Source organism: Maricaulis sp. MIT060901, assembly GCF_047123815.1.
Taxonomy (GTDB): Bacteria; Pseudomonadota; Alphaproteobacteria; order Caulobacterales; family Maricaulaceae; genus Maricaulis.
Genome location: NZ_CP138920.1, coordinates 3076041 through 3101959 on the forward strand (window position 1 = coordinate 3076041; position 25919 = coordinate 3101959).

26 protein-coding genes are annotated in these 25919 nt (G+C 60.6%); 10 read left to right on the forward strand and 16 right to left on the reverse strand.

From position 1 onward, the window contains the following. Window positions 1-392 precede the first annotated feature (392 nt). Complete coding sequence (locus SIC17_RS15260; protein WP_291896227.1) at window positions 393-719, forward strand: hypothetical protein; 327 nt, start codon at window positions 393-395, stop codon at window positions 717-719. A gap of 92 nt (window positions 720-811) precedes the next feature. On the opposite strand, the gene SIC17_RS15265 is transcribed toward SIC17_RS15260, so the two are convergent. The 3 genes from SIC17_RS15265 to SIC17_RS15275 all read right to left on the reverse strand — a co-directional run bounded on the left by SIC17_RS15265 (window position 812) and on the right by SIC17_RS15275 (window position 5806). Beyond that, entirely contained in the window at window positions 812-2236 is a 1425-nt protein-coding gene (locus tag SIC17_RS15265; protein WP_412545906.1) for a pentapeptide repeat-containing protein, read from the reverse strand. Between the two features lie 70 nt (window positions 2237-2306). Then, window positions 2307-2792: a pentapeptide repeat-containing protein gene (locus SIC17_RS15270; RefSeq protein ID WP_291896225.1), complete on the reverse strand. Its 486-nt coding sequence runs from the start codon at window positions 2790-2792 to the stop codon at window positions 2307-2309. Between the two features lie 53 nt (window positions 2793-2845). Then, window positions 2846-5806, reverse strand: a complete 2961-nt coding sequence (locus SIC17_RS15275; RefSeq protein ID WP_412545907.1) for a hypothetical protein — start codon at window positions 5804-5806, stop codon at window positions 2846-2848. Between the two features lie 152 nt (window positions 5807-5958). Between SIC17_RS15275 and SIC17_RS15280 the strand changes: the two genes are divergently transcribed. Then, on the forward strand, window positions 5959-6363 hold the full coding sequence (locus tag SIC17_RS15280; protein ID WP_291896222.1) for an NADH:ubiquinone oxidoreductase subunit NDUFA12: 405 nt from the start codon (window positions 5959-5961) through the stop codon (window positions 6361-6363). A gap of 62 nt (window positions 6364-6425) precedes the next feature. Further along, window positions 6426-6932, forward strand: coding sequence for a DUF2155 domain-containing protein (locus SIC17_RS15285; protein WP_291896221.1), 507 nt, complete (start codon window positions 6426-6428; stop codon window positions 6930-6932). Here SIC17_RS15285 and aat read toward each other — a convergent pair. Genes aat through aroQ form a run of 4 tightly spaced genes read right to left on the reverse strand, consistent with a single transcriptional unit; the run spans window position 6869 to window position 9879 of the window. Further along, window positions 6869-7519, reverse strand: coding sequence for a leucyl/phenylalanyl-tRNA--protein transferase (gene aat, locus SIC17_RS15290; RefSeq protein ID WP_412545908.1), 651 nt, complete (start codon window positions 7517-7519; stop codon window positions 6869-6871). The genes SIC17_RS15285 and aat overlap by 64 nt on opposite strands. Window positions 7520-7540: 21 nt before the next feature. Continuing rightward, complete coding sequence (gene accC / locus SIC17_RS15295; RefSeq protein ID WP_291896218.1) at window positions 7541-8881, reverse strand: acetyl-CoA carboxylase biotin carboxylase subunit; 1341 nt, start codon at window positions 8879-8881, stop codon at window positions 7541-7543. Between the two features lie 27 nt (window positions 8882-8908). Then, window positions 8909-9418 carry an acetyl-CoA carboxylase biotin carboxyl carrier protein gene (gene accB / locus SIC17_RS15300; protein WP_291896216.1) on the reverse strand — a complete coding sequence of 170 codons (510 nt, stop codon included), beginning with the start codon at window positions 9416-9418 and terminating at the stop codon, window positions 8909-8911. 20 nt (window positions 9419-9438) lie between these two features. Next, window positions 9439-9879 (reverse strand): type II 3-dehydroquinate dehydratase, encoded by a 441-nt coding sequence (gene aroQ / locus SIC17_RS15305; RefSeq protein ID WP_291896214.1) that lies wholly within the window; start codon window positions 9877-9879, stop codon window positions 9439-9441. A gap of 71 nt (window positions 9880-9950) precedes the next feature. Between aroQ and thiS the strand changes: the two genes are divergently transcribed. Next, on the forward strand, window positions 9951-10154 hold the full coding sequence (thiS, locus tag SIC17_RS15310) for a sulfur carrier protein ThiS (RefSeq protein ID WP_300866891.1): 204 nt from the start codon (window positions 9951-9953) through the stop codon (window positions 10152-10154). Beyond that, window positions 10155-10958: a thiazole synthase gene (locus SIC17_RS15315; RefSeq protein WP_412545909.1), complete on the forward strand. Its 804-nt coding sequence runs from the start codon at window positions 10155-10157 to the stop codon at window positions 10956-10958. A gap of 54 nt (window positions 10959-11012) precedes the next feature. Here the strand turns inward: SIC17_RS15315 and SIC17_RS15320 are convergent, their stop codons facing one another. Beyond that, window positions 11013-11756 carry a DsbA family protein gene (locus SIC17_RS15320; RefSeq protein ID WP_412545910.1) on the reverse strand — a complete coding sequence of 248 codons (744 nt, stop codon included), beginning with the start codon at window positions 11754-11756 and terminating at the stop codon, window positions 11013-11015. A 167-nt stretch (window positions 11757-11923) separates the two neighbouring features. On the opposite strand from SIC17_RS15320, the gene SIC17_RS15325 reads away from it, so the two are divergent. Both SIC17_RS15325 and SIC17_RS15330 read left to right on the forward strand, forming a co-directional pair. Beyond that, on the forward strand, window positions 11924-12667 hold the full coding sequence (locus SIC17_RS15325) for an SDR family NAD(P)-dependent oxidoreductase (protein WP_412545911.1): 744 nt from the start codon (window positions 11924-11926) through the stop codon (window positions 12665-12667). 9 nt (window positions 12668-12676) lie between these two features. Further along, on the forward strand, window positions 12677-13171 hold the full coding sequence (locus SIC17_RS15330) for a hypothetical protein (RefSeq protein ID WP_412545912.1): 495 nt from the start codon (window positions 12677-12679) through the stop codon (window positions 13169-13171). A 167-nt stretch (window positions 13172-13338) separates the two neighbouring features. Here SIC17_RS15330 and SIC17_RS15335 read toward each other — a convergent pair whose 3' ends face one another. Continuing rightward, entirely contained in the window at window positions 13339-13800 is a 462-nt protein-coding gene (locus tag SIC17_RS15335; RefSeq protein ID WP_412545913.1) for a RidA family protein, read from the reverse strand. Window positions 13801-13903: 103 nt separating this feature from the next. Between SIC17_RS15335 and SIC17_RS15340 the strand changes: the two genes are divergently transcribed. Continuing rightward, window positions 13904-14764, forward strand: coding sequence for a serine aminopeptidase domain-containing protein (locus tag SIC17_RS15340; protein ID WP_412545914.1), 861 nt, complete (start codon window positions 13904-13906; stop codon window positions 14762-14764). Here SIC17_RS15340 and SIC17_RS15345 read toward each other — a convergent pair. Next, window positions 14703-16025: a DNA polymerase IV gene (locus tag SIC17_RS15345; protein WP_412545915.1), complete on the reverse strand. Its 1323-nt coding sequence runs from the start codon at window positions 16023-16025 to the stop codon at window positions 14703-14705. The genes SIC17_RS15340 and SIC17_RS15345 overlap by 62 nt on opposite strands. Continuing rightward, window positions 16022-16915 carry an ROK family protein gene (locus tag SIC17_RS15350; RefSeq protein WP_291896197.1) on the reverse strand — a complete coding sequence of 298 codons (894 nt, stop codon included), beginning with the start codon at window positions 16913-16915 and terminating at the stop codon, window positions 16022-16024. Before SIC17_RS15350 ends, SIC17_RS15345 begins: the two co-directional genes overlap by 4 nt. Before the next feature lie 192 nt (window positions 16916-17107). Here SIC17_RS15350 and SIC17_RS15355 point away from each other — a divergent pair, with 192 nt between their 5' ends. Beyond that, window positions 17108-17473 (forward strand): response regulator, encoded by a 366-nt coding sequence (locus tag SIC17_RS15355; RefSeq protein ID WP_291896506.1) that lies wholly within the window; start codon window positions 17108-17110, stop codon window positions 17471-17473. A gap of 10 nt (window positions 17474-17483) precedes the next feature. Beyond that, window positions 17484-18836, forward strand: coding sequence for a PleD family two-component system response regulator (locus SIC17_RS15360; RefSeq protein ID WP_412545916.1), 1353 nt, complete (start codon window positions 17484-17486; stop codon window positions 18834-18836). A gap of 39 nt (window positions 18837-18875) precedes the next feature. On the opposite strand, the gene rpmG is transcribed toward SIC17_RS15360, so the two are convergent. The 5 genes from rpmG to topA form a co-directional block, all read right to left on the reverse strand. Continuing rightward, window positions 18876-19043 carry a 50S ribosomal protein L33 gene (gene rpmG, locus SIC17_RS15365; protein WP_009800672.1) on the reverse strand — a complete coding sequence of 56 codons (168 nt, stop codon included), beginning with the start codon at window positions 19041-19043 and terminating at the stop codon, window positions 18876-18878. 84 nt (window positions 19044-19127) lie between these two features. Beyond that, a complete protein-coding gene (locus SIC17_RS15370) occupies window positions 19128-20312 on the reverse strand; it encodes an MFS transporter (RefSeq protein ID WP_412545917.1) in 1185 nt (394 codons plus the stop codon). Between the two features lie 65 nt (window positions 20313-20377). Beyond that, window positions 20378-21058, reverse strand: coding sequence for an NUDIX hydrolase (locus tag SIC17_RS15375; protein WP_291896181.1), 681 nt, complete (start codon window positions 21056-21058; stop codon window positions 20378-20380). After that, a complete protein-coding gene (rnr, locus tag SIC17_RS15380; RefSeq protein ID WP_412545918.1) occupies window positions 21055-23319 on the reverse strand; it encodes a ribonuclease R in 2265 nt (754 codons plus the stop codon). The genes SIC17_RS15375 and rnr overlap by 4 nt, the downstream gene beginning before the upstream one ends. After that, entirely contained in the window at window positions 23316-25910 is a 2595-nt protein-coding gene (gene topA, locus SIC17_RS15385) for a type I DNA topoisomerase (RefSeq protein ID WP_412545919.1), read from the reverse strand. The genes rnr and topA overlap by 4 nt, the downstream gene beginning before the upstream one ends. Between the last annotated feature and the right edge of the window lie 9 nt (window positions 25911-25919).

The following is a 25919-nucleotide window of genomic DNA, read 5'->3' on the forward strand; positions in this document are numbered from 1 at the left end:
CAGCGGCATTTACTGATAGAGCGGGGCCCTTGGTGGCCCCGTTTTTTATTCCCGGTCCTGGCAAGAGGAGAAGACGAGCTGGATATCCGTCTTGCCTGGCTTATCGAAGATTCGAGATGGCGGGACTGGTTGGCGCGACAATCACCGCGTGTCGTCAGAGGCGGAACGTGACGATCAGGTCTTGTTTGGTGATGTCGTTCGTATGGTCAACAGTCTCCATTGCTTTGTGGGCAATCATAAGCGGTATCGATCCGCCTTCCACGCCACGCCTCGGGGCGTGCGTGGCGTTAATTTCGCCAAGCAAGTCTCTCAAAAAATGATAGAAAAATCCGTTGCAAAGAGGCTTCATATAGGTCAATCAGGAATTGTTTTTTTGCATCATGGGGGACCCAATGAAAATCAAAGCTATCCTCGCTGTCTCTGTGGCAGCGCTGTTCGCTACGGCCTGTACGTCCACTCCGAAAGTCGACGTACGCCAGCCGGGCGACCAGAGCATGAGCTGTGCGCAGCTTGAGGAAGAAATGCATGCTCTGGACGATATCCAGGAAGAAGCCGAGAACAATCAGGGCGTCAATACGGCTAACGTGGCTGCTGTTGTATTCTTCTGGCCTGCAGCTGTTGGAAACTACATGGAAGCTGACCGGGCGATGGATCTTGCTCAAGAGCGTCACGAGCACCTGATGGACATCTATGACGCCAAGTCTTGTGAAGTTTCCTGATTGGAAACGGCAAACGGATATGAAGAGGGGGCAGCTTTCCCTACTTCGTATCGATACAAAGAGAAGGGCCGCTCGATGAGTGGCCCTTTTTTCTAGTTTTCGTCGAGCTCGACTTCTGGCGCATCAGGCTGTTCCGGGGTTTCGAATTCAAATTCGAACTCCTGGTCGCGGCCACCTTCCAGTTCCGGGATATCTTCGATGATTTCCAGCGCGGTCGGTGGAAATGGCCCGGGCATTACGAAGACATAGTCACCATCATGGCCGTCAGGGATCACGATCCTGCCCTGGCGCATGATCTGGTTGCTCATTTCCAGCGCGAAGGCACGCTGATGTTCCAGAGCCTCGCGACGGACCTCGATGCGGTCACGCTGCGCGTCGGCGAGGTCGCGTTCCATTTCGTCAAACGCCCGAACTGTCTCGCGCTGGGCGCGCGAAAGTTCGCGCTGTTCATCGCGTAGTTCGCGGCTGACATCACCGCCATTGCGTTCGGCTTCGCGGATGGCGCGATCAATCTCGCGTTCGCGATGGGCCAGGTCACGCATGGCGGCACGAAGGGCGCGTTGTACTTGCTGACGTTCGACCTGCTGGGCCCGGTCCTCGGCAATAGTGCCCAGTTGGTGCAGCAGTTCCACACGGATCCCGCCGACCGCCTCAAGCTCCTGCAGCAGCGCCTCGGTTTCATCACGTCCTTCGCGGGACAGCACACGGAAGTCGTAGGAATAGCCGACATTGCTGCGGGCCTCCGAGTGACACGGAGGCAGGGCGACGCCGCGGCCAATCTGGGTTTCTTCGTTACCACAGGCACCGGCCAGAGCACTCTTGGTGAGACCCTGCGGGTCAACAATCACAGCCGAGGAAAAATCGACGCCCGACAGTTCCGCCTCGCGGAAGTCGACCTCATGCAGAACAGCACCTTCGAAACTCACATCCGTGAGGTCAGCATCGCGAAAGTCGATGCGTTCACCAACTACATGGCTGAAATTGGCATCGCGGAGCTGGGCGTCGCGAAAGACGGTTCCATTGAGATTGGCGCGCAGGAAATTCACCTGCTGCAGCTCGGTATCTATGAAACGTGTATTGATCAGCTCACTGCCGACAAATGTCACGAAAACCAGCTCGCCCTCGGAAAAATTGGTCCGGGTCAGATCGGTATCCGAGAAGTTCACGCGTTCGACTCGCGCATTGCGCAGGTCGACATGTGACAGGTCGGAATTGAGGAAAGTCACGCCGCGAAGCTGGGCCTCGTCGAGGTCTGCATGCGCGAAATCGGTCTGTGCGAAGCGCGATTCCATGAAGTTGGAACTGACCAGCTCGGAATTGCGGAAACTGGATCCCGAAAACTCCGCGCCGATGAAGGTCGCGCCGGACAGGTTCTTGTCGGAGAAGTCGCAGTCCTCGCATTCACCGCCGATCGCCAGGCCGCGGCGTGGCTGATCGTTTTCACCTGCCAGAGCAGGCGAAGCGGCCAGAATGCTGCCGCCCAGAAGCAGGGCGCTGAACAAATGCAATGACTTCATACTAACCGGATAGGTCAGGTGACACCCGAAATCGACTTAAAAGCCAGTAATATCGGGTATTAGAATACAACTAGCAGTTCGCGATGTTCAAGCCGGCGGGCAGTCGTGTGCTGCTGTCACCGCAGGCCGTATTCAGCTGGGCTTGGGTCAGGCCGCCTGCGGTTTGCAGATCGGCACCGGAAAGATTGGCACCCGTCAGGTCAGCACCGCGCAGGTCCGCCCCGCCGAGATAGGCGCCGACCAGCACAGCGTGCTGAAGATTGGTATTGCGGAAATTCGCTCTGGTAAACCGAGCGCCGAACAGATTGGAGACACTCATGTTGGCACCATTGAAATCCGCCCGGTTCATTGTTGCCAGCGAGAGATCGGCCTGGCGCAGACGCGAACCGGCGAGATTGACGCCGGGCAGGTCGCGATAGGCGAGGTCGGCCTGGAAGAGATTACAGCCCGCGCAGCTTTGCCCAGCCTGGACACGGGCGATCTCGCCGGCATTCTGCGCCAATGCCGGGCTAAGACCGAACAGGGTCATGAAAATAGCTGCGATAAACCGTGTCATTGTGGGCCGCTCCGCTTGGATTTTCCCTGTCAGTGCAAGCCTTGCGCCGGTTTTCAGCCGGACCAGTTGCACGCGTCACAGCGGGAGCCATTACCTTCGCTGACCAGGGTGAAATGACCACATTCCGGGCAGGGGTCGCCCAGATAGGCGCTGACTTCACTGACCGGGCTGGTTGTCGCTACGGTACTGCTGGCAGAGGCGTGCTCGATCTCGACAATTTCTTCCTGGACGATCTCGTCGCCATCATTGGCGTTGGCCGCTTTCTTCGCGGCACCAGCGAACATCAGGATATTGTCGGGCACCTGGCCTCGCGAGAAACCGCGCGAGATGAAGCGGGCCGCGTCTTCCTGCAGGAGTTTCTCCTGCTCCACTCCCTGGCCCAGACCACCCGGATCGGCCTTGTCCGGTGAAATTTCCGCCAGATCGTCCCGCCCGAGATAGGACACGCCGAGTTCGCGGAAGAGGTAGTCCAGAATGGACGTCGCCTGTTGAATGGAATCATTGCCCTCAACGGCCCCGGCCGGCTCGAAGCGCGTGAAGACGAAGGCGTCGACATATTCTTCCAGCGGCACGCCGTATTGCAATCCGATGGAAATCGCGATGGCGAAATTATTCATCAGCGAGCGGAAGGCGGCGCCTTCCTTGTGCATGTCGATGAAGATCTCGCCCAGCTCGCCGTCATCAAACTCGCCGGTATGCAGATAGACCTTGTGGCCGCCCACGGTAGCTTTCTGGATATAACCCTTGCGACGATCGGGCAGCTTGCGGCGCGCTGCGGGTTTTTCGACGACACGTTCGACCTCGACGGTGCGCTCGATGATGCGCTCTTTCTGGGGCTCGGCGGTGTAGTCGCCCTTGTCGAAATCGATCGCCGGCAACATGTCAAACAGGCCGGAACCCGTGCGGCGCATCGCGACCTGGCGCAGCCCGACTTTCATAGCAAGATCAAAGAGTTCTGCGACATCGTCGATGGTTGCTGCGGCGTCGAGCGCCAGGCGTGTATCGCAGACGCCGGACATCTGGCTTTCCAGCGCAGCGGCCATCGCCAGCTGGGCGCGGTTGGACGGTTGTTCGAATACACGTCGCTGTTCCGGGCTGAGTGACGGTGCGTCGTCCAGCTGGCCGGAGCCGTGGGCGTAACGATCCGCGATGGCAACATCGCTGTCGGAGTAACCAGCGGCTGCGCACAGGGACTGACCCTGTTCCGCGACGACATCGTGTGGCAGGCGCAGAATGTCCCGGCACACCCGGTCTCCCAGCGTCCAGCGGTTGAAGGCGAAGCGGATGGACGCGCCTTCGCCAATACTGTCATCCATGCGCTCAAGCGCCTCGATCGGCACGCCCTTGAGCATCAGATCCTCAAAGGAAATCCCGGGAGCGCCCTTGAATGTACCGTGTCCGGCGGCGTGGTCCTCGGCCTTCTCGATCTGGCTGGCATTGAGACCCAGCGCTTTCAGGCCATTGCGTGCACTGTCCCGCAGCGTGCTGCCAACAGTTTCGCCCATATCCGTGGTGATGGAATTGATGACATGGCTTGCGCCCAGTGCGTCGGCTTCGATCAGCGGTGCGACGTCTGCAGGCACAGGCAGCGCCGACAGCAGCACGCCAGGGCGTGACAGGGCACCTTTCGCTTCAAACCGGGCCGGCAGCTCGCGCAGTCCGTCCGCCAGCGTCTGCAGGGCTTGTGGCAGCTCGCCAGCGTCAAATTCGATGTCTGCGCCCAGCGCCGGGGCCATGGCACCGGTCTGTGCACAGGCCTGGCGCATGTATCCAGTAATCAGCCGGGTAATGGCTGCGGCCGTCTTGCGACCAATTTCGCTGTCGTAGGCAATGCCGCAGGACATGAGCACGGCGGCCATGCCGCTCAGTGAAAGTGTTCCCGCAAACGGTTCGTCCTTGGGTGCGCTGACGCTAAGCGCGGTTGTCCAAGCAAAAACGGTGTCTGAGAGCAAATCAGTGCGCAGTCCGGACGCGTCCAGGAAGGCTGGCAGGTTCAGATAGACGACGGCGCCGGTTTCGGTCGGGCTTTCATGGAAGCTGAGCTGTGGTGCACCAAAACTCCAGATGGAGCGGGCGATCGTGTTGCGGAAGCCGCGGGCACGCACGCTTCCGCCCTTTGGCCCAAAGCTCCAGGCGCTGTCGGCCTCGAGCGCTTCGAGAAGACCCGGCGCGACTTCGAGAACACAGGCCGCTGGCGTTTCCATCTCTGGCGCCAGGCCTGCGAGCGTATCGTCGTCGGCGCCCTGTTGCGCGAGGGCCAGGGCTCGTTCAACGGCTTCTTCAGGGACACCGTCGCGCAAGGCCTGTCGCATGGCACGGGCGAGTGCTGCGTTCTGGCGTGGATCGAAACGCTCTGCCTCGCCGGAACAGCGCCGGCAGGCTTCGCCGATTGCGCTGAGGCGATCCTTCATCACGCGTGCGCCGACATCGAGCACGCTCGAGCGGAGTTCCTTTTGAGCGACCTGGCGCAGGCGTTCCGGCGCGTCCTCGGCGCTGGCAGAGAAGCGGTCTGTTCGGCGTGCTGGTGTGGATGACGGGATCGCGTCCCCATAAGCCCAGTCAGCGCCCCCATGACGCCAGAGACCGGCTTCTGGCACGACGAAACGACCCAGCATGCTCAAGGCGAGTGTGTCACGTAGCCGGTTTGCGTCTTCGGTGTCTTCGATCAGACCGGCCCGGGCGACTGCCCAGGTCAGCGAGCCGGACAGGCGGTCGATCGCGGGTTCGATACCGTTTTCGACTTCGCGTTCCTTGCCTGCCGGGGTCTGTGCGACCAGGCCGGCATAGGCTTTCAGGCCCGGTTTGGTCCGGGTGCGGGTCGGTCGTGGTGTGTCGAGCAGGTCGGAAAGGGCGCGGGCCGCGGCCTCGTTCCAACCCTTGGGCAGGCGCATGCTGCGGACCGGTGAGGGGACGTCGCTGTCCGGATCGAAATCCAGTGCGATTTCACGCGCTTCGATTTTTGCGGTTTCAGGGGCTGACTTCAGCCATTCCTTAAAGCTTTCCAGCATCTTCATGTGACCACCCTCACGCTCCCGAATCGGTCGGGAATCGCTCGACACTAACAAGCCCGGTGAGTCGTCTGAAGCCTGCGGTTAAGAAGACTGGACCCGGAGGCGCGGGAAGGGCATATACGGGCAGATTGTTACGACCGACTCGGAGCCGCCCAATGCTCGGATTTATCTCCAAGATCTTCGTCTGGTGGAAAGACGCCACACCCGGAACGCTGCTGACCATCTCCTCGCGCGGCGGCAAGCTGGTGGGCAAGGACGAGTTCGGCAACAAGTATTACGAGGAAAAGGGCGTCACCGGTCCCGATGGCAACAAGCGCCGCTGGGTCATCTATAACGGTTACGCCGACGCCTCTCGCGTGCCCTCCGACTGGCATGGCTGGATGCATCACACGTTTGAACATCCGCCGACCGAAGCGCCGCTCAAGCGCCAGGACTGGGAAAAAGACCACCATCCCAATCTGACCGGAACGGTTCACGCCTATCGCCCGTCAGGCTCGCTTGCCCGCGCAGAAGACCGCCAGACTGCTTCTGGCGATTACGAGGCCTGGAAGCCGGAATAATCCGGATCGCCTGTGAGGCGTAAGGCCTCGACAGCGCCACAATCACTGGACAGCTTGGTGTCATGATGCGTTTTTCGACCGGAATTCTCGCCGCCTCGCTGTTATCTTCAGTTTCGTTGGCACAAGATCCTGCAGACCTGCTGCGGGCGGATGATCCCAACGCGGTTGATCCGGAAGCGGAACAGATCGACCCGCGCCTTCTGGGCGATTACGAGCTGTCCAGCGAGCCAGGTGACGTTGTCGTTTTGCGTGGTCTCGACAAGGTGACGGCGCGCACGCGTGATTTCGAGATTGCTATCGGTGAGAGCTATGAATTCGGCGCGCTCATTGTGACGGCGCAATATTGCCGCCGCCGCCCGCCGGAAGAAACGCCGGAAACCTACGCTTTCCTCCAGATCCAGGATCGCCGCACGGACGGTTTTGGAGTGGATACGGAAGGTGAGACCATCTTCTCCGGCTGGATGTTTGGCTCACGCCCGGCACAGAACCCGCTGGAACACCCTGTTTATGATGTCTGGGTGCTTGATTGCAGAACGTCGGATGCCGACGTATCTGCGGGCATCGAGTAGAAATCTCCCACACCTTCCAGCGCTGCGGTCAGTCGCTCGTGATACTGCTCGCGGGTAATCGTCACCACGCCCAGCGTTTCCAGGTGCTCAGTCGTGAATTGTGTGTCCAGCAGGGTGTAGCCACCCGCTCTCAGGCGCGCGACAAGGTAGACCAGGGCGATCTTTGAAGCGTCAGTTGCCCGGCTGAACATGCTCTCGCCGAAAAAGGCGCGGCCGAGGGAAACGCCATAAAGCCCGCCCACCAGCTCATCATCCTGCCAGGCCTCGACCGAATGGGCGTAACCATCCCGTCTCAGTTCTGAGTACAGGCCAAATATCCCGTCATTGATCCAGGTTTCCTCGCGCCCGGGCGCAGGTGTCGCGCAGGCTTCGACGACGCGCTGGAACGCCGTGTCGAAAGTGATGCGATAGGGTTGCTGTTTGACCTTGCGCTTTAAACGCTTGGAGACGTGCAGCCCGTTGAGGGGCAGCACGCCGCGTTCATCGGGATCAAGCAGATAGATGCGCGGGTCATCGCGCGAGTCCGCCATTGGGAAGACACCGCGCGCATAACAGTCGAGCAGTTCGGCTGTGCCGAAGACCCGCATCGCATCCTTTCCGGCGTTTGCCTAGCGGTCAGCCAGCCAGTCTTCCAGCCAGCGGATATGGTAGTCGCCATTCACAAATTCGGCCTCTTCAAGCAGGTCCAGGAAGAGCGGGGTCGTGGTTTCAACACCGCCGACAACCATTTCCTCCAGCGACCGGCGAAGGCGCAGCAGGGCTTCTTCGCGGGTACGGCCATGGACGATCAGCTTGCCGATCAGGCTGTCATAATAGGGCGGAATGGAGTAGCCGGCATAGAGGGCACTATCTAGGCGCACGCCCAGACCACCTGGTGCATGGAAATCCGTGACCTTGCCCGGAGACGGCGCAAAGGTTTTCGGATTCTCGGCATTGATCCGGCATTCGATCGCCCAGCCTCGGAACTTGATGTCCTCCTGGGTGATCTCCAGCGGCGCACCGTCAGCAACGCGGATCTGTTCGCGCACCAGGTCGATACCGGTGATCATTTCGGTGACCGGATGTTCCACCTGCAGGCGGGTATTCATCTCGATGAAATAGAATTCGCCGTCTTCCCACAGGAATTCGATCGTGCCCACACCGCGATAACCGATGGCACCGATGGCCTTGGACACGGTTTCACCGATCTTGGCGCGATCTTCCGCGTTCAGTGCCGGTGAGGGGGCTTCCTCGAGGATTTTCTGGTGGCGACGCTGCAGCGAACAATCGCGCTCGCCCAGGTGCACGACATTGCCATGCGTGTCAGCCAGGATCTGGATCTCGATATGGCGCGGGCGACCGAGATATTTCTCGATATAGACCGTGCCGTCACCAAACGCCGCCGCGGCTTCGGTCGAGGCGGTATCCATGGCTTCTTTCAGGTCCGCAGCGGTCTCGGCGACCTTCATGCCGCGGCCACCACCACCCGATGCCGCCTTGATGAGGACCGGATAGCCGATCTTCTCGGCGATCGGGATCGCCTCTTCATAGGTGGCGACGCCGCCCTCAGAACCGGGCACGACGGGGATGCCGGCGTCCATGACGGTTTGCTTGGCGGTGATCTTGTCACCCATGATGCGGATATGGTCTGCCGTCGGGCCGATGAAGGTGAAGCCGTGGGCTTCAACGATCTCGGCGAAACGCGCGTTCTCCGACAGGAAGCCGTAACCCGGGTGGATGGCCTGGGCGCCGGTCACTTCTGCCGCCGCGATAATGGCGGGAACGTTCAGATAGCTCTTGCCGGCCGGCGGCGGGCCGACACACACGCTCTCGTCAGCGAGGCGGACATGCATCGCGTCGGCATCGGCTTCGGAATGGATAGCCACCGTACGGATGCCCATCTCGCGGCAGGCGCGGTGGACACGAAGAGCAATTTCGCCGCGATTGGCGATCAGGATTTTGTCAAACATGGGCGCGCTCGCAAAAGGGGTGAGCGATTAGACGAGAATGAAAAGCGGTTCGCCGTATTCGACCGGCTGGCCGTCTTCCACGAGAAGTTCCGCGATCTTGCCGGACTTTTCCGCCGTAATCGGGTTGAAGGTCTTCATGGCTTCCACCAGCAGGATGGTGTCGCCCTGTTTCACATTATCGCCGACCTTGACGAAATTCTCGCTGTCCGGGTTCGGCTTGAGATAGGCCGTGCCGACCATCGGTGAGGTGACGACGCCCGGATGCGCGGACATGTCAGCCGTGTCCTGGGCAGCCGGGGTTTCCGGCGGGCTGGCCGGCACTGCAGCCGGAGCGGCGGCAGGGGCAGGTGCAGCTGCGACGGGTGCGGCGGCGACGGTCTGGACGACCGGGGCAGCAGTGATTTCACGCGCGATGCGCAGCTTGAGCTCACCGTGCTCCACTTCGATTTCAGTCAGTTCCTTGTCACGCAGGATCTTCGCGAGATCACGAACTAGGCGGGTATCAAGCGGTGCACCGGTTTGGGAATCAGAACTCATGGAATGGGCCTTTGATTGTCTCAGGTGTTCAGGCTTTGAACAGCGGCATCGATCCCCAGCAAGTAACTAGCCAGACCGAAACCGGTAATACTGCCCTTTGCAGCAGCGGCAATGAAGGATTGGTGTCTGAACTCTTCACGGGCTGCCGTTTGGGACAAGTGAACTTCGATGACGGGAGGTTCTATAGCGCGAACAGCGTCATGCAAAGCGATTGATGTATGTGTGTATGCACCGGGATTGATGACCACAGCACTGCCGTTGACGTTGGCGTCATGCAGCCAGTCGATCAGCTGTCCCTCGTGATTGGATTGAAAGAAGGCGACGGGCATCCCAGATTTGCCGGCGTGAGCCTCACAGGCCTCGCGAATCTGGTCCAGTGTCAGCGCGCCATAGATTTCCGGCTCGCGCGTGCCCAGCAAATTGAGGTTGGGCCCGTTGATGATGTAGATCGGTTTCGTCATGGCCTTGCAAATCAGCGTGGGGAAGTTCTACGACGTGTCTGAACGGTGACACAAGCGAAGTGAGCGGTGACGTGATCGAATTGACGGTGAATGGCGAGACTAAATCGGTGAATACCGGCCTGTCGGTCGCTGGCCTGCTTGAGGAATTGCAGATCAATGGCCGCAAGGTGGCGGTGGAACGCAATCTCGAAATCGTCCCCAAATCGCTCTATGCGGATACACAATTGGAATCAGGCGACCGGCTGGAAATCGTCGCCTTTGTCGGAGGTGGATAAATGGATGACGCGATGACCCTGGACAAAACCATCGAGGACAAGCCGCTGGTCGTGGCCGGGCGGACGTTCAATTCCCGCCTCATCATCGGCACCGGCAAGTACGAGACCTATGCCCAGAACGCCGAGGCGCTGAAGGCTTCCGGTGCCGAGATGATCACCGTCGCTGTGCGCCGGGTGAACCTGTCCAATCCGGACGAGCCGCGCCTGGTCGATTTCATTTCGCCGGACGACTACACTTATCTGCCCAATACGGCGGGCTGTTTCACTGGAGAAGACGCAGTGCGCACCCTGCGCCTGGCGCGTGAGGCGGGCGGCTGGAACCTGGTCAAGCTGGAGGTCCTGTCCGACCCGAAACACCTCTATCCGGACATGGCGGAGACCCTGCGGTCTGCCGAACTCCTGATCAAGGACGGGTTCGACGTCATGGTCTATTGCTCTGATGATCCGGTCTACGCAAAGAAGCTGGAAGAGATCGGCTGTTGCGCCATCATGCCGCTCGGCGCGCCGATCGGCTCCGGTCTGGGCATCCAGAACCCGGTCAATATCCGCCTCATCATCGAGCAGACCAGCGTTCCGGTGATTGTCGATGCAGGTGTCGGTACCGCGTCAGATGCGGCTGTCGCGATGGAGCTGGGCTGTGACGGCGTTCTTATGAACACCGCCATCGCCGAGGCACGAGACCCGATCCGCATGGCACAGGCCATGAAACACGCCGTTATCGGCGGCCGTGAAGCCTATCTGGCCGGACGTATGCCGAAAAAACGTTATGCCGATCCATCGAGCCCGCTGAGTGGTTTGATCTAGAATCAAAAAAAGCCCGGGTTTTGATCCGGGCTTTTCGTAGGTCCCAAAAATCGCCTACCCCGCCAGGGCGGCCTGAAGCGCTTGTTCCAGGCCCAGCTCATTGGCGCCCGGGATAACGCGGCCATCCACGATGAAGAAGGGCGTGCCGGTAACGCCCATGACCTGACCGAGCGTGCGGACCTCGCCGATCTGGGCCATCAGGGCCGGGTCCTGCATGTCTTCACGCATCTGGGCGACATCCACGCCGGCCATCTGCGCCAGGCTGTCGATCCGGCCCGACGGAAGGGGGCCGGAGGCTGTAATCATCTCGTGGTGGAAAGCGCGATAGACGTCTTCGCCCTGGCGCAGGGCGGCGAGAGCCGCCCGGGCCGCTTCGATCGAGTCGGAGCCGAGCACCGGGTATTCCTTGAAAATAATCTGGACACGGTCGCCATAACGCTCCGTCGCGCTGTCGAGCCATTCCGCGGCGATGCGGCAGTAAGAGCATTTGTAGTCGACAAACTCGACGATGATGATATCGGCATCATCCGGGCCGATCCGCGCATCGCGGGGATCGCCGTAGATGGCGTCATGATTGGCTTCAATAGCCGTATAGAAGCTGCGCATTTCGCGATCGCGGGCGCGACGTTGCAGTTCGATCAGGGCTTCCTCGATGATCTCTGGATTGGAGAGGATGTATTCGCGAACCAGTTCGCGGACTTCATCCCGCTCGGGCTCGGTCAGCTGTGCATCGGCAGGCGCCTGCTGGCAGCCGAGCAGGAATGCGGCAGCAGCAAGCAAGGCAATAACGCGTGTCATCGATCAGACCCCATAAGTTAACCCGGACACCATGTAGACGACGCTCAGGGCCGGGGCGAGGGGGCGAGCACTAAATTCACAGTCAAGTCGATGTTACCACTGGGCGAAGGGTGAACATCGCCCTAAGCTTTCTCCAGTGCAAAAGAACACCATTAAGGGGAGATAGCATGAGCACACGGTTGGCCGGTAAGACGGCATTGGTCACGGGCGGTAGCCGCGGTATCGGCGCAGCGATTGCCAAGGCGTATGCAGCAGAGGGCGCTGATGTCGCGCTGAGCTATGGCGGGTCAAAGGCCGCGGCGGAAGCCGTCGCCGAAGAGATCCGCGGCATGGGTCGAAAGGCTGAGGCCATTCACTGTGATGCCGCACAGGCGGGCGCAACAGACAAGCTGGTCCGCGGCGTGGTGGAAAGCTTCGGCAAGCTGGATATCCTGGTCAACAACGCCGGGGTCTACCCGCTGACGACGATCGCCAAATGCTCCGACGAAGAGTGGGAACGCACCATGGCGATCAATCTGCGCGCGCCGTTCGAAGCCTTCCGCGCAGCTTATGAAGTCATGGAGCATGGCGGCTCCATCATCACCATTGGTTCAGTTGCAGCCGAAGCGGTCATGGCGCCGGGCATTGCGGTCTATTCCGCGTCCAAGTCCGGTGTTCAGCTGCTGGCTCGCGGCGCCGCGCGCGAGCTGGGCCGCAAACAGATCCGTTCCAATGTCATCCAGCCCGGTCCGATCGACACCGACATGAACCCGGCCGATGGCGACAAGGCGGACTTCCAGAAGATGATGGTCCCGATCGGTCGTTACGGCACGGTCGAGGAGATCTCGTCCCTCGCGACCTTCCTGGCGTCCGACGAGAGCTCCTACGTCAATGCGGCGGTCATCAATGCTGATGGCGGGATGAATAGCTAGGGCAAATAGTTGGACCTGACCAAACACCCCATTCTTGTAAGTGCCGCCATGCCTGTCGGATTGATCATTCGCGTGGCACTGGAAGCATCTGGGCAGGTTGAAAGTGCGGTAGCGGTCGGGCTTGTTGGGGTCGCTATTGCATTGGTCTTTATGGCGCAGGTGTTCGTTCGCTCGAATGGACACCTGTCGTCGCCACTGCCGGGGGGCTTCGTGAAAATTGGCCTGGCAGCTTGGCCTCTGATGGTCTTCGCTCTGGTCTCGTCAGAGGTCTTTAAACCCGAGCAGGCCTATTTGATTGAAGCCTTGTCAGCGGGATTGGTATTTCTCGCTGTTCTCTTGTTGAGCGGTTTCGCCGCCATGGCGCTGGAACGCGCGGAGAAGGGTTTGGCGAACCCTTTTGCGGTCGCAGGAACGATGCTCCAGCTCTTCTTCCAGCCATTTTGCGCCGTGCGCGTTTGCCATCGCCTGCAAACCCTCGATGCGCCCGCTGTCTGGTGGAAGTAAAGAATTGAGCGGTGACACGTTCATCCTTCTCCCCTGTCCCCTCGGGGAAAGTGCCCCGAAGGGGCGATGAGTGGCACGGATTTTCCCTGGCGCAGCTTTCGCTGCGCACCCGTCTCCCCTCGCTTCGCTCGAACCTCTCCCTCGAGAGGGAGAGGGATGGCGTCGTGTCACTCCACTTCGAACACGCCATCGACTTCGACAGCCGCGCCGAGCGGCAGGACCGGACAGGACACCGCTGAACGCGCGTGGCGGCCGGCATCGCCGAACACTTCGACCATCAGGTCGGAACAGCCATTGATGACTTGCGGGATGTCGGTGAAATCGGCGGTCGCAGCAACAAACCCGCCCAGTTTCACCACGCGTTTCACACGGGAAAGGTCACCCTCACAGGCGGCCTTGAGCTGGGAGATCAGGTTGATGGCGCACAGACGCGCCGCGGCCTGACCCGCAGCGATATCCATATCGCCGCCCAGCGTGCCCTTCACCAGACCTTCAGCGCCAATCGAAACCTGGCCAGAGATGAAGACCTGGTTGCCGGTGCGCACGAACGGAACGTAATTGGCGACCGGGGCAACCGGTTCGGGCAGGGCGATACCGAGGTCGGCAAGGCGGGTGTCGATGGCGGACATGGGACTCTCCATTGGCATTGTTGCCCCCGCTTTAGGTCAGGCATGCGGCCCATGCAATCGTGAAGCTTGACCTGACGCGAACGTAAATGGGCATGCTGGTCTCATGGTCCCGATTCACGAACACGAATTCTACCTGCCAGCGCGAGACGGCTACATGCTGTCCGCCCGCAGTATTCTGCTGGAGAACGCCCGGGCAACGGTGCTGATCTCGTCGGGAACCGGTTTCCCCAAGGAACTCTATGCGCGGATGGCCCGTTTTGGCGCTGAGCGCGGCTATGCGGCCCTGATCTATGATTATCGCGGTATCGCTGGATCCGCCCCGGAGCAGATGCGCGGCTTTGATGCTGACATCATGGATTGGGCGCGCTTGGACTTTCCTGCGGCGCTGGATGCAGCCGAAGCGCTGGCACCCGGCAAACCGCTGTTTACGCTGGGCCACTCGGTCGGCGCTCACCTGCTGGGTTTTGCGGACAATGCGCACAAGGCGAAGGCGCACGGTTTCGTCACCGCCGGGACCGGCTATCACGGGGCTCATGAGCCCGGCTATCGACACAAGGCGCTGTTATTCTGGTGGGCTTATGGTCCTTTCATGCTGGCCTTGCACAATCACATCCCGGCCGGTGGCTTGTGGACCGGAACGGCCTTGCCGCGTGATGTCTTCACCCAATGGCGTCAATGGTCCCAGAGGCCCGGTTATTTCACGGAATTCTATGAAGAACTGGGCGAACACGGGTTCGACAGGATATCCGCGCCCATCCGAGACTGGACCTTCACCGACGACCAGCTCTGTTCCCGGCGTTCTGCCGATGATCTCCTGAGCTTCTACACCGCCGCGCCGACCGAACAGCTACGCCTTGACCCGGCAGAGCTCGGGGCAAAACGAATTGACCATCATGGCGCTTTCAGTCGCTCCGCGAAGGCGTTCTGGAGCCTGCCGTATGACTGGTTTGACGGGTATCTTTAGCCGACCTCAAGGCCCGTCCCTTGACCACAGCATCGGTTCCAAACTTTGCCCGGGCCTTGTCCATGGCGCGTTCTGCCGTGGCCCGGCGGATGGCCTGTGGGTCTAGCAAGTCTCCACTATCGCCAACGGCGTCGATGAGACCGGAATAGCCGATGCCAATCAGACGATAGCGCGTGCCGTCGGTTTCGGCGGCCAGGAGTTCGCGTCCTACCTTGAACAGGGTGTCGGCCAGCTGGCTGGGTTCGGTCAGTGTGCGCCGGCGAGTCTTGGTCTTGAAGGTCGAGCTCTTGAGCTTGAGGGTGATGACCGTGCCGGAAATCTCCTTGGACTTCATGATGTCGGCGACTTTCACGCACAGCCGGTAGAGACGTTTCTCCAGCTCCCGGAGGTCATTGATGTCGGCATTGAACGTGGTCTCGGAGGAGACGCTCTTGCGCTCGCCGACCGGATTGACCCGCCGAGTGTCCTCTCCGCGCGAAAGACGCGAGAGGTGATAACCCATATCGCCATAACGCTGGGCCATCGCCTTGTCGCCGCGCTGGCGGATATCGTTGAGGGTGTGCAGACCATCGCGCTCCAGCTTTTTGGCAAAGGCCGGGCCAACGCCATAGATGGCGCGCACCGGGCGTTTGACCAGGAAGTCCATCGTCTCAGCCTTGCCGATCACCGCAAACCCGTCAGGTTTTTCCAGGTCCGAGGCTGTCTTGGCGAGAAACTTGTTGTGCGACAGCCCAACGGACACCGTGATCCCGACTTCTTCCCAGATCTTCCGTTGCAGCCGCAACAAGGTATGCGCTGGCGGGGCGTTGTGCAGGCGTTCTGTACCGGACAGGTCGAGGAAGGCCTCGTCGATGGACAGCGGTTCAACCAGCGGCGTCATCTCGCGCATCATGTCGCGGATCCTGTATCCTTCCTTTGTGTATTTGCCATGATCCGGCTTGATCACGACGGCGTCGGGACAGGCGGCGAGGGCCTTGAACATAGGCATGGCCGAGTGAACGCCATACATGCGCGCGACGTAACAGGCTGTGGAGACGACGCCGCGCTGACCGCCGCCGATAATGACCGGCTTGTCTTCCAGCTCCGGATTGTCGCGCTTCTCGATCGCCGCGAAAAACGCATCGCAATCGATATGGGCGATGGCCAGTGTATTCAGCTCGTTGTGCTGCAGAATGCGGCGGGAGCCGCAGGCGGGGCATTGTCGAAGATCCACCGCGACCGGTTCCAGGCAGGACCGGCAATAAGCGCCGGCGTCACTCATTCATCAGGTCCCCACAGCCAGGCCGCTCCGCGGACACCGGAACTGTCGCCGTGCTGATTGGTCACCACACGCGTCCGGCAAATGTCGGAGAAGACCCACTCGGCAAGCCGCGTTTCGACCGCTTGTGCCAGGCCCGGTGTATTGGACACACCTCCGCCCAGGACAACGCAGTCGGCATCTATGATGTTGATGACGCTCGCCAGCGCACGGCCGAGACGCGCGGCATAGTCGGCACGACTGTCGACGCATTGCTCGGAAGGGTCGGTTGCGATCTGTTCGGCCGTGAGTTGAGACGCGTATTCGTTGTTGTGTATCGAGGCCCAGCCGGGGCCGGAAAGAAAGGTTTCAATACAGCCAACACGTCCGCACCAGCATCGGGGCCCTGGAAACTCGTCCGGGCTCATCCAGGGCAGGGGGTTGTGACCCCATTCTCCGGCAATACGTTGGGCACCAGTGTGAAGCGTGCGATCCACCACGATCCCGCCGCCTACACCCGTGCCAATGATGACGCCAAAAACCGTTCGATAATCTCGCCCGGCGCCGTCGACGGCTTCGGACAAGGCAAAACAATCCGCATCATTGGCCAGGCGAATCGCTCGTCCCAATCGTGCCTCAAGGTCTGACTTGAAAGGGGTCTCATTGAGCCAGGTCGAATTGGCGTTGCGCATGAGGCCCGTGGCGGGGCTGAGCGAGCCGGGGTGGCCGATGCCGACGTGCATGGACTTGCCGATTTCTCGCTCCAGTTCGCTGACCAACTCAGTTATAGCAAGCAATCCGGCCTCATAGGCGCGCGGGGTCGGGACCCGTTTCCGGACCAGCTCGACACCCGTTTCATCAATAGCGAGCGCCTCGATTTTCGTACCGCCGAGATCGATGCCGAGCCGGATCATGATTTTGCCTTATATGCCTTTAGATATAAGCTTGTATCGCTGGCTTTGTTCTTATCTTGTTCTACGGGGCAAGAAAAGCGCCGCCTGACTCATTGTTGGTTAAGGAAGATCGGTTTTAGTGCACGAGGGGTTCAACAAGCGCCGCAAAGGCGCACCATCTACGGGAAGCGTGTCGTCGCTATGCTGCAGGTCATGCCGAAAAAGGTCCTGATCGTCGAAGATAACGAGCTCAATATGAAGCTCTTCAACGATCTGCTTGAGGCTCATGGGTATGAGACCTTGCAGACCAAGGATGGTTTCAAGGCGCTTGAAATGGCGCGTGAACACACACCTGATCTCATTCTCATGGACATTCAGCTTCCGGAGGTCTCTGGCCTGGAAGTGACGAAATGGCTCAAGGAAGATGATTCCCTGCAGACGATTCCGGTCGTCGCGGTCACGGCCTTTGCCATGAAGGGCGATGAGGAACGCATTCGCAAAGGCGGCTGCGAAGCCTATCTGTCCAAACCCATCACCGTCTCCACCTTCATTGAAACGGTTCGCCAATTCTTGGACTAGGGGGTAGACGATGAGTGCCCGTATTCTTGTCGTCGATGACCAGCCTGCCAACGTCCGAATGCTGGAGGCGAAGCTCCTTGCCGAGTATTTCGACGTGTGCACGGCCGAGAACGGTGTTGATGCCATCGATCTCGCTCGCCAGGAACAACCCGACCTGATCCTGCTCGACATCATGATGCCTGGCATTGATGGTTACGAGACCTGCCAGCGCCTGAAGGTCGATCTGCAAACCCGCCACATCCCGGTCATCATGGTCACAGCGCTGGATCAGCGCGAGGATCGCATTCGGGGTCTGGAATGTGGTGCTGATGATTTCCTGACCAAGCCGATCGACGATGTCACCTTGTTTGCACGCGTACGCAGTCTATTGCGTCTGAAGGCCGTGCTGGACGAGTTGCGCTATCGCGACCAGGGCGGGGCGCTTGCCGGTATCGTGGCTGACCCGGTCGAGCTGGATGCCCAGCCCGCAACCGCGCTTGTCGTCACCAGCGAGGAACGTAGCGGCAAACGTTTTGCCCGCGCTTTTCCGGACGGAATTGACGCAGACTACGAGCTGGAGCCCGCCTCGGCAGTCAAGCGCATGCAGAGCGGTATCGATCTGATGTTGCTGGACCTGACCTGTCCGACCTTTGACGGTTTGCGTGTGTGTGCTCGCATTCGATCCGATACGGCGACACGTCAGATTCCGATCGTCGCCATCGTCAACCCGGATGACGTCAAGATGGCCGTGAAGGCTTTGGAGCTGGGTGCAAATGACATTGTCTACCGGCCGGTAGATGCCAGCGAGCTCGCTGCGCGTGTGCGCACCCAGCTGCGTCGCAAACGCTATGCGGACAAGCTTCGCAATCGCCTGGATGAGAGCCTGAACATGGCGATCACCGACGCGCTGACAGGGCTGCACAATCGTCGTTTCATCGAATCGCGTCTGCGCCAGGCGGTCGAGAGCGCGAATGCCGGTGGAGCACCAGTTTCCGTGCTTTTGCTGGATATCGACTATTTCAAGCGCATCAACGACACGCATGGCCATGAGGCCGGAGATGTGGTGCTGAAAATCTTTGCCCAGCGCATTACCGCACAATTGCGGGCGCTGGACCTAGCTTCGCGTTATGGCGGTGAGGAGTTTGTGATTCTGATGCCGGGCTCTGGTCTGGCCGAGGCCGAGCATGCTGCCGAGCGCATTCGCCGCAGTGTCTGCAGTGAATTGTTCAAGCTGTCGGACGAGCTGGAACTGCCGGTCACAGTCAGTGTTGGCCTGGCCCAGGCATCGTCGGGAGAGCCGATGGAATCGCTGTTGCGCCGGGCCGATGCCGCGCTCTATGAGGCGAAAACCGATGGCCGGAATCGAGTTCAGGCCGCAGCATGAGCTGCAGCCTGATACGAAAACAAGTTAAGCTTTAACAGCTTACTTGATTTTGCCTTCTTTGAACTCAACGTGCTTGCGGGCAACCGGATCGTACTTTTTCAGCACGAGCTTCTCGGTCATGGTGCGCGCGTTTTTCTTGGTTACGTAGAAGTAACCGGTTCCAGCCGTGGAGTTCAGGCGGATCTTGATCGTTGTTGGCTTCGCCATGGCTCAAAAGTCCTGGTTCATCGCGCACAAACGGCCCCATTGCCGTCGCGAGAGCGCGCGAACATACTCACGCGGGGCTGAGTGTCAACTCTTGGCACCGCCAAAAACTGTACGCAGCGACACAACAATGACATAGGCGCCCGTAATCCCGGCGAGAACAGCGAGCAGGCCCCAGGGGCCAACCGCGTCCATGGCCAGCCCTGCGGTCGGCGGGCCGACCAGTGATCCTACGCCATATGCAAAGATGAAGGTCGCGTTCGCGGTGGCAATTGCTCCGCCGGTGAAGCGTTCACCGAGGAGGGAGAGACCGACCGTGTAGAGCCCGCTGACGACGCCGGACTGCACAAACAGGATGGGCAGAAGCAACAGGGTGTTGTTGCCGGCAAACCCGGCCAGCACAGACGCAAATGTTGCGATGACAGCGATCCAGAGCAGGGTCAGGCGACGCGATGTCCTATCCGCAACCCAGCCGATCGGGAGCTGGAATACGATGGCTCCCAGGGCCACGGCAAGGACCATCAGGCCGATCATCGTGTGCTCTAGCCCGATGTTTTTGCCATACACCGGCAACATGGAATAGAGCAGGGTCTCCGTCGCACCGAAGGCCAGACCGGCAAGGATGGCGCTGGGCGCGATCATGGCGGTCTTGATCAGGCTGGGCAGCGAAGTGGATTCCGCATCCGGCGCTGTGGCCTGTGGGCCCTCCAGGAAAAGAATCGGAAGGGTGCCGGCCAGGAAGATGAAGGCACCCAGATAAAAGGCTGTGTCGCCGGCACCGTGCAGTGCGGAGAAAAGCAGGCCGCCAATACCGAAGCCGCCGGAAAGTGCCGTGCCATAGACACCAAGCATCAGGGCGCGCCTGTCCGGTGAGACGATCTGATTGATCCAGCTTTCCGAAATCACGAAGATCACGGTCATGAAACAGCCGATCAGAAAACGCAGCAGGAACCACATCAGCACGACTGGAAAAACCGGCAGCAGTGTGAACAGGCCCGCCGCGCCGACCAGTGAGAGCACGAGAAGCCGACGCGGCGCCAGCAGCGCCATCAGGCGGGGAACCAGCGGCGCGATCACAAGGGTCGACAGTGCTGCAGCAGCGCCATTGAGCCCGACCATCAGGCCGGAGCCGGTCATTTCTTCCAGGCGCAGCGAAATCAGTGGCATGGACAGGCCGAAAACGATGCCACAAACCGCAGCACAACAAATGGCTGCGATCAACGAACGATTGTTGGCGAAAGCCTTGTCAGTGAAGAAATGCGCTGTGGACATGCCCCAGCTATAGGACCGGGCAGCACGCTTGTCCTAGAAATTTTCACCCTGCATGCGCGAGCGGGTCAGATATCTTCCACCAGCATCTTGCCGTGACGTGCCCGGAAACAACGCACGGGCTGGGGCTCGGGCGGTTGGACGCGCAGCAACTCCTCCAGCACGAAATGCGTGACGATGGGCAGGTCAAGTTTCTTGGCGTCCGGGAAGGCTACCCAGTGAACATCTTCGAGTTCCTCGCTGGGTACCGGCGCGCGCTCATCGGCCAGTGCAGATACGTCTGCGGTGAAGAACCAGGTGTCAAAGCGGCGTTTGCGTCCCGGAGGCGTGATGGCGCGAGTGATGAGGCGCAGGGCGGAGAGGTCCGGCAAAAGGCCATCGCGCTGGAAGGGCTGCCAGTGCGGATGGCGCGAGCGTGTCGCGCCCCGGGCGGCGATGAGCAATCCGGTTTCTTCCGCGGTTTCGCGGACGGCAGCCACGGCAGCAGCCCGCGCCCGGCGTTCCGGGAGGTGTTTCTGCATTACGTGAAGCGGTTCGCTGGCCAGGTCAGCGGCAAGCGGTGCTGTATTGTCGGCACGGTCCACGCGTCCGCCCGGAAAAACGTATTTATTGGGCATGAAGACGTGTCTGGACGACCGTCTGCCCATCAAGACTTCAAGATTGTCCCGGTCGCCGCGGGTCAGGATCAGCGAGGCTGCGAGACGCGGGCGGATCGCCGGCAGTTTCCTGTCATGGCTCTCATCGCTCATCGCCGCTTGCCCTTCTTCCAGGGACGGCCACCACGCTTGGGGGCATGACCCGGTCGGCCGCGGCCGCGATTGCGCCGGTTCGGACGAGGACCCGGTTCCGGATCGGTGAGCATCTCCAGCAGGAGCCCGCCCGTTATGGGCGTGGCCTCTTCGATACGCACCTTCACATTCATGCCCAGGCGATAACGTCCGCCGCTTTCCATGCCGACCAGGACATGGGTGGCCTCGTCATGTTCGAAGCGTTCATGACCAAGGGTGGATACAGGGACCAGACCGTCGGCGCCGGTCTCGGCCAGGCGCACAAAGGCACCAAAGCGCGTCAGACCGGTGATACGACCGTCAAACTCGCCACCGACCCGTTCTGCCAGGTAAAGCGCGATGAAACGGTCCACAGCATCGCGCTCTGCGGCCATGGCGCGGCGTTCGGATTGGGTGATCTCGTCCGCGATGGAGGCGAGGCGACTACGTTCCTCGTCGCTCTGACCGTCATTGCCCAGGTCCAGCGCCCGGATCAGCGCACGGTGCACCGTCAGGTCGGCATATCGACGGATGGGTGAGGTGAAGTGGGCATAGCGGTCGAGGTTGAGCCCGAAATGGCCAGCATTGTCGGTTTCGTAGACAGCCTGGCTCTGGGAGCGCAGGACGACCTCGTTGACCGTTTCGTAGTGCTCGGTCCCCTTGGCCTGTGCCAGCAATTTGTTGAAACGGCCGGTCGCCGGTTTCTCGCCACGTACCCATTTGAAGCCGACCGTCGGCAGGAAGCTCGCCAGTCCATCGATTTTTTCGCGCGAGGGCTGTTCGTGAACGCGATAGATCAGCGGGGTGCGCTTCTTCTCCAGGCTTTCTGCCGCACAGACATTGGCCTGGATCATGAACTCTTCGATCAGCTTGTGTGCATCGAAACGCTCACGGACCTGGACACCGAGGACTTCACCGCTCTCGGACACACGGACACGTCGTTCCGGCGCATCAATCTCCAGCGGTTCGCGCGCGGCGCGGGCCTTTTGCAGCGCCTCATAGGCGCCCCAGAGGGGTCTGAGGACGACGTCCAGCAATGCCATGGCCTTGTTCGAGCCACCGCCTTCGATCGCGTCCTGCGCATCTGTATAGGCCAATTTGGCAGCCGACTTCATCCAGCCCCGGATGAATTTGTGGGACTTCTTGCTGCCATTGCGGTCAAAGACCATGCGGACGGCCAGGCAGGGGCGTTCTTCCAGCTCGCGCAGGGAGCAGAGGTCGTTGGACAGGCGTTCCGGCAGCATCGGAATGACCCGGTCAGGCAGGTAGACGGAATTTCCGCGCTTGTAGGCGCCGCGATCCAGCGAACCACCGCTTTGCACATAGGCTGCGACGTCCGCGATGGCCACCATCACGACCCAGCCGTCCTTGTTGCTGGGATCCTCGTCCGGCGCTGCCCAGACAGCGTCGTCATGATCCTTGGCATCGTCGGGGTCGATGGTGATCAGAGCCAGATCACGCAGATCGGTACGATTGCCCATACTGGCGGGCTTGATCGCCTTGACTTCCTGCAGTTCAGCCTCGGAGAAGCCTTGCGGGACGCCGTGTGCATGCAGGGCGATCACACTGCCCGCGCCGGCGCTGTCTGCATCGCCGAGCACTTCGACAATCTCGGCAGTTTTCAGGCCGAAGCGGCGCTCCTTGGCGATCCGGCACAGCACCAGCTCGCCATCAGCGGCTTTCTCGCCTTCGCCCTTGGCCGGAATGAGTTCATGGCGGGAGCGACGGTCCACCGGCAGGAGACGGGCATAACCCTTCTCGGGCTTGCGCATCACACAGAGAATGCGGTGGGCGCTCTGGCCCAGCTTCTTGAGCATGCGGGCTTCATAACTGCCGTCTTCCTGTTCGGCGAGGCGCACAAGTGCCTTGTCGCCAATACCGACGGCGGTTTCACCCTTGCCGCCAGCCCCTTCGCCGGGAGCGAGGCGGATAATCGGTGCGCCGCGGTCTGCTCGCGCGGGTTCGGCCAACAATTCGCCATGCTCATCGCGCCCGGTAATGACGACGACAGTCACTGCCGGCAAGGCGCCGGCGAGAACATAATTCTTCTTGTTATCGCGGGAGACGACGCCTTCATCCTCGAGCAGTGCGAGCTGTTCCTTGAGATGACGTTTCTGGTCGGCGCCCTTCAGGCCGAGCGCGCGAGCGAGCTCGCGCTTGCCGAAATGGCCTTCACCCGACTTGATCGCCGCGACAAGGCCTTCGCGGGTAAATCCGGCCAGCTTCGGATCAAGATCGCTCACGACTCGCTGTCAGCCTTCTTGGTCGACTTCTTGGCCGGAGCCTTTTTCTTCGCGGGCGCTTTTTTCTTGGCGGCGGTTTTCTTCTTGGCCGCCGGCTTCTTCTTGCCGCCCTTGGCGGCCTTGGCCTCGACCAACTCCATGGCCTGTTCCAGCGTCACCGATTCCGGCTCGGTGCCCTTGGGCAGGGTGGCGTTGATCTTTTCGTATTTCACATAGGGGCCATACCGGCCGCTCATGATGCGGACGGGCTTGCCGTCATGTTCGCCCAGTTCCTTGAGCGCGGTGGCAGCTGTGCCACGGCGGCCCGGATTGGCGCGTTTGTCGGCGATGACGGATACGGCCCGGTTGAGTCCGACCTCGAAAACTTCCTCGACATTGGCGAGGTTCGCATAGGTCTTTTCGTGGTGGACATAGGGGCCGTAACGGCCGATGGCTGCGGTGATCGGCTGACCATCATCCGGGTGTTCACCGACCAGGCGCGGCAGGCTCATCAGCTTGATGGCCTGGTCCTCGGTCAGGGCATGCGCGTCCCAGCCCTTGGGGATGGATGCGCGTTTGGGCTTGTCCTCTCCCTCCAGCTCCATCTCCAGATAGAGGCCGAAACGACCGTCTTTCAGCGTGATAGGCTTGCCGCTCTCCGGATCGATAGCGATCTGGCCATCCCCCTCGATGACGCTGTCGGCGTCCTGCGGGCTCATCTGGCGTGTGAACTTGCAATCCGGGTGATTGGAACAACCCAGGAAAGCACCGAACTTGCCGAGGCGCAGGCTCAGCGTGCCTTCGTTACAGGACGGGCACAGGCGTGGATCGCTGCCGTCTTCCTTTTCCGGGAAGATGTGCGGGGCCAGGGCTTCATTGAGGGCGTCCAGGACATTGGTGATGCGAAGCTCGCCAATCTCTTCGACCGCCGCCTTGAAGTGTGTCCAGAAGTCACGCAGCAGCTGTTTCCAGTCCAGATCACCGGCAGAGACCTTGTCGAGCTGACCCTCCAGGTCCGCGGTAAAGTCGTATTCGACATAGCGGCTGAAGAAATTCTCTAGGAAGGCAATAACCACGCGGCCCTTGTCCTCCGGGTGGAAACGGTTCTTGTCCATGCGGACATAGTCGCGGTCACGCAGCACCTGCAGCGTGGAGGCGTAGGTCGACGGGCGACCAATGCCCAGCTCTTCCATGCGCTTGACGAGAGAGGCCTCGGTAAAGCGTGGCGGCGGCTGGGTGAAGTGCTGGTCTGAATAGGTCTTGGCAGCGTCGGCGGCAGCGCCTTGCTCAACTTTCGGCAGGCGCGCTTCGCCTTCATCCTCTTCGTCGTCGCGGCCTTCCTGGTAAAGCGTCAGGAAGCCATCAAACATCAGCACGGAACCCGTGGCGCGCAGGCCGGTCTTGCCGTCGTCGGAGGTGACGTCGATCGTCGTGCGTTCGAAACGGGCGCTCTCCATCTGGCTGGCAACGGCACGGCGCCAGATCAGCTTGTAGAGACGGGCCATGTCGCCGTCCAGGTCCATATTCTCCGGCAGGCGGGAGAAGCTGGTCGGGCGGATGGCTTCGTGCGCTTCCTGGGCGTTCTTGGCCTTGGAAGAATACATGCGCGGCGAGGCCGGCACATAGAGCGAACCGTGCTGGTCGCCGATCACATCGCGCGCCTGGCTGATCGCCTCGGGCACCATGGAGACACCGTCGGTACGCATATAGGTGATCAGGCCAACCGTCTCACCGCCGATATTGACGCCTTCATAGAGTTTCTGCGCCGTCTGCATGGTGCGTGTCGCAGAGAAACCCAGCTTGCGCGCGGCTTCCTGTTGCAGGGTGGATGTCGTGAAGGGCGGCGGCGGATTGCGACGTGTCGGCTTGGCCTCGATCCCGGAAATGGAGAGGCTGGCAGAATTGATCGCCTCGACAGCGGCATTGGCAGAGGCGCGGTCCTTGATCGATAGCTTCTGGAGCTTCTTGCCGTCCAGCGTGACCAGCTTGGCGCGGAAGCTGCTGCCACAGGTCGTGATATCGGCGTCGACGGTCCAGTATTCCTCGGCCTTGAACTTCTCGATATCCAGCTCGCGGTCACAGATCAGGCGCAGGGCGACGGACTGGACCCGGCCTGCCGAGCGCGAACCGGGCAGCTTGCGCCAGAGCACCGGCGACAGGGTGAAGCCGACGAGATAGTCCAGCGCGCGGCGGGCCAGATAGGCATTGACCAGTTCCATGTCCACGGCGCGCGGATGGCGCATGGCTTCCTGGATGGCCGGCTTGGTAATGGCGTTGAAGGCAACACGCTCGACGGTGACATTCTTCAGCACGCGGCGCTTGGTCAGCGCTTCCAGCAAATGCCAGGAAATGGCTTCGCCTTCGCGATCCGGGTCAGTCGCCAGGATGAGCTTGTCGCTTTCCTTGACCGCATCGGCGATCGCCTTGACACGTTTGGCCGACTGGCTGTCGACCTCCCAGGCCATTTCGAAATCCTCGTCCGGCTTGACCGAGCCATCCTTGGGCGGAAGGTCGCGGACATGTCCGAAACTGGCCAGTACGGTATACTGTGAGCCCAGGTATTTATTGATGGTTTTTGCCTTGGCAGGCGATTCGACTACGACGACGTTCATCGGTGATTC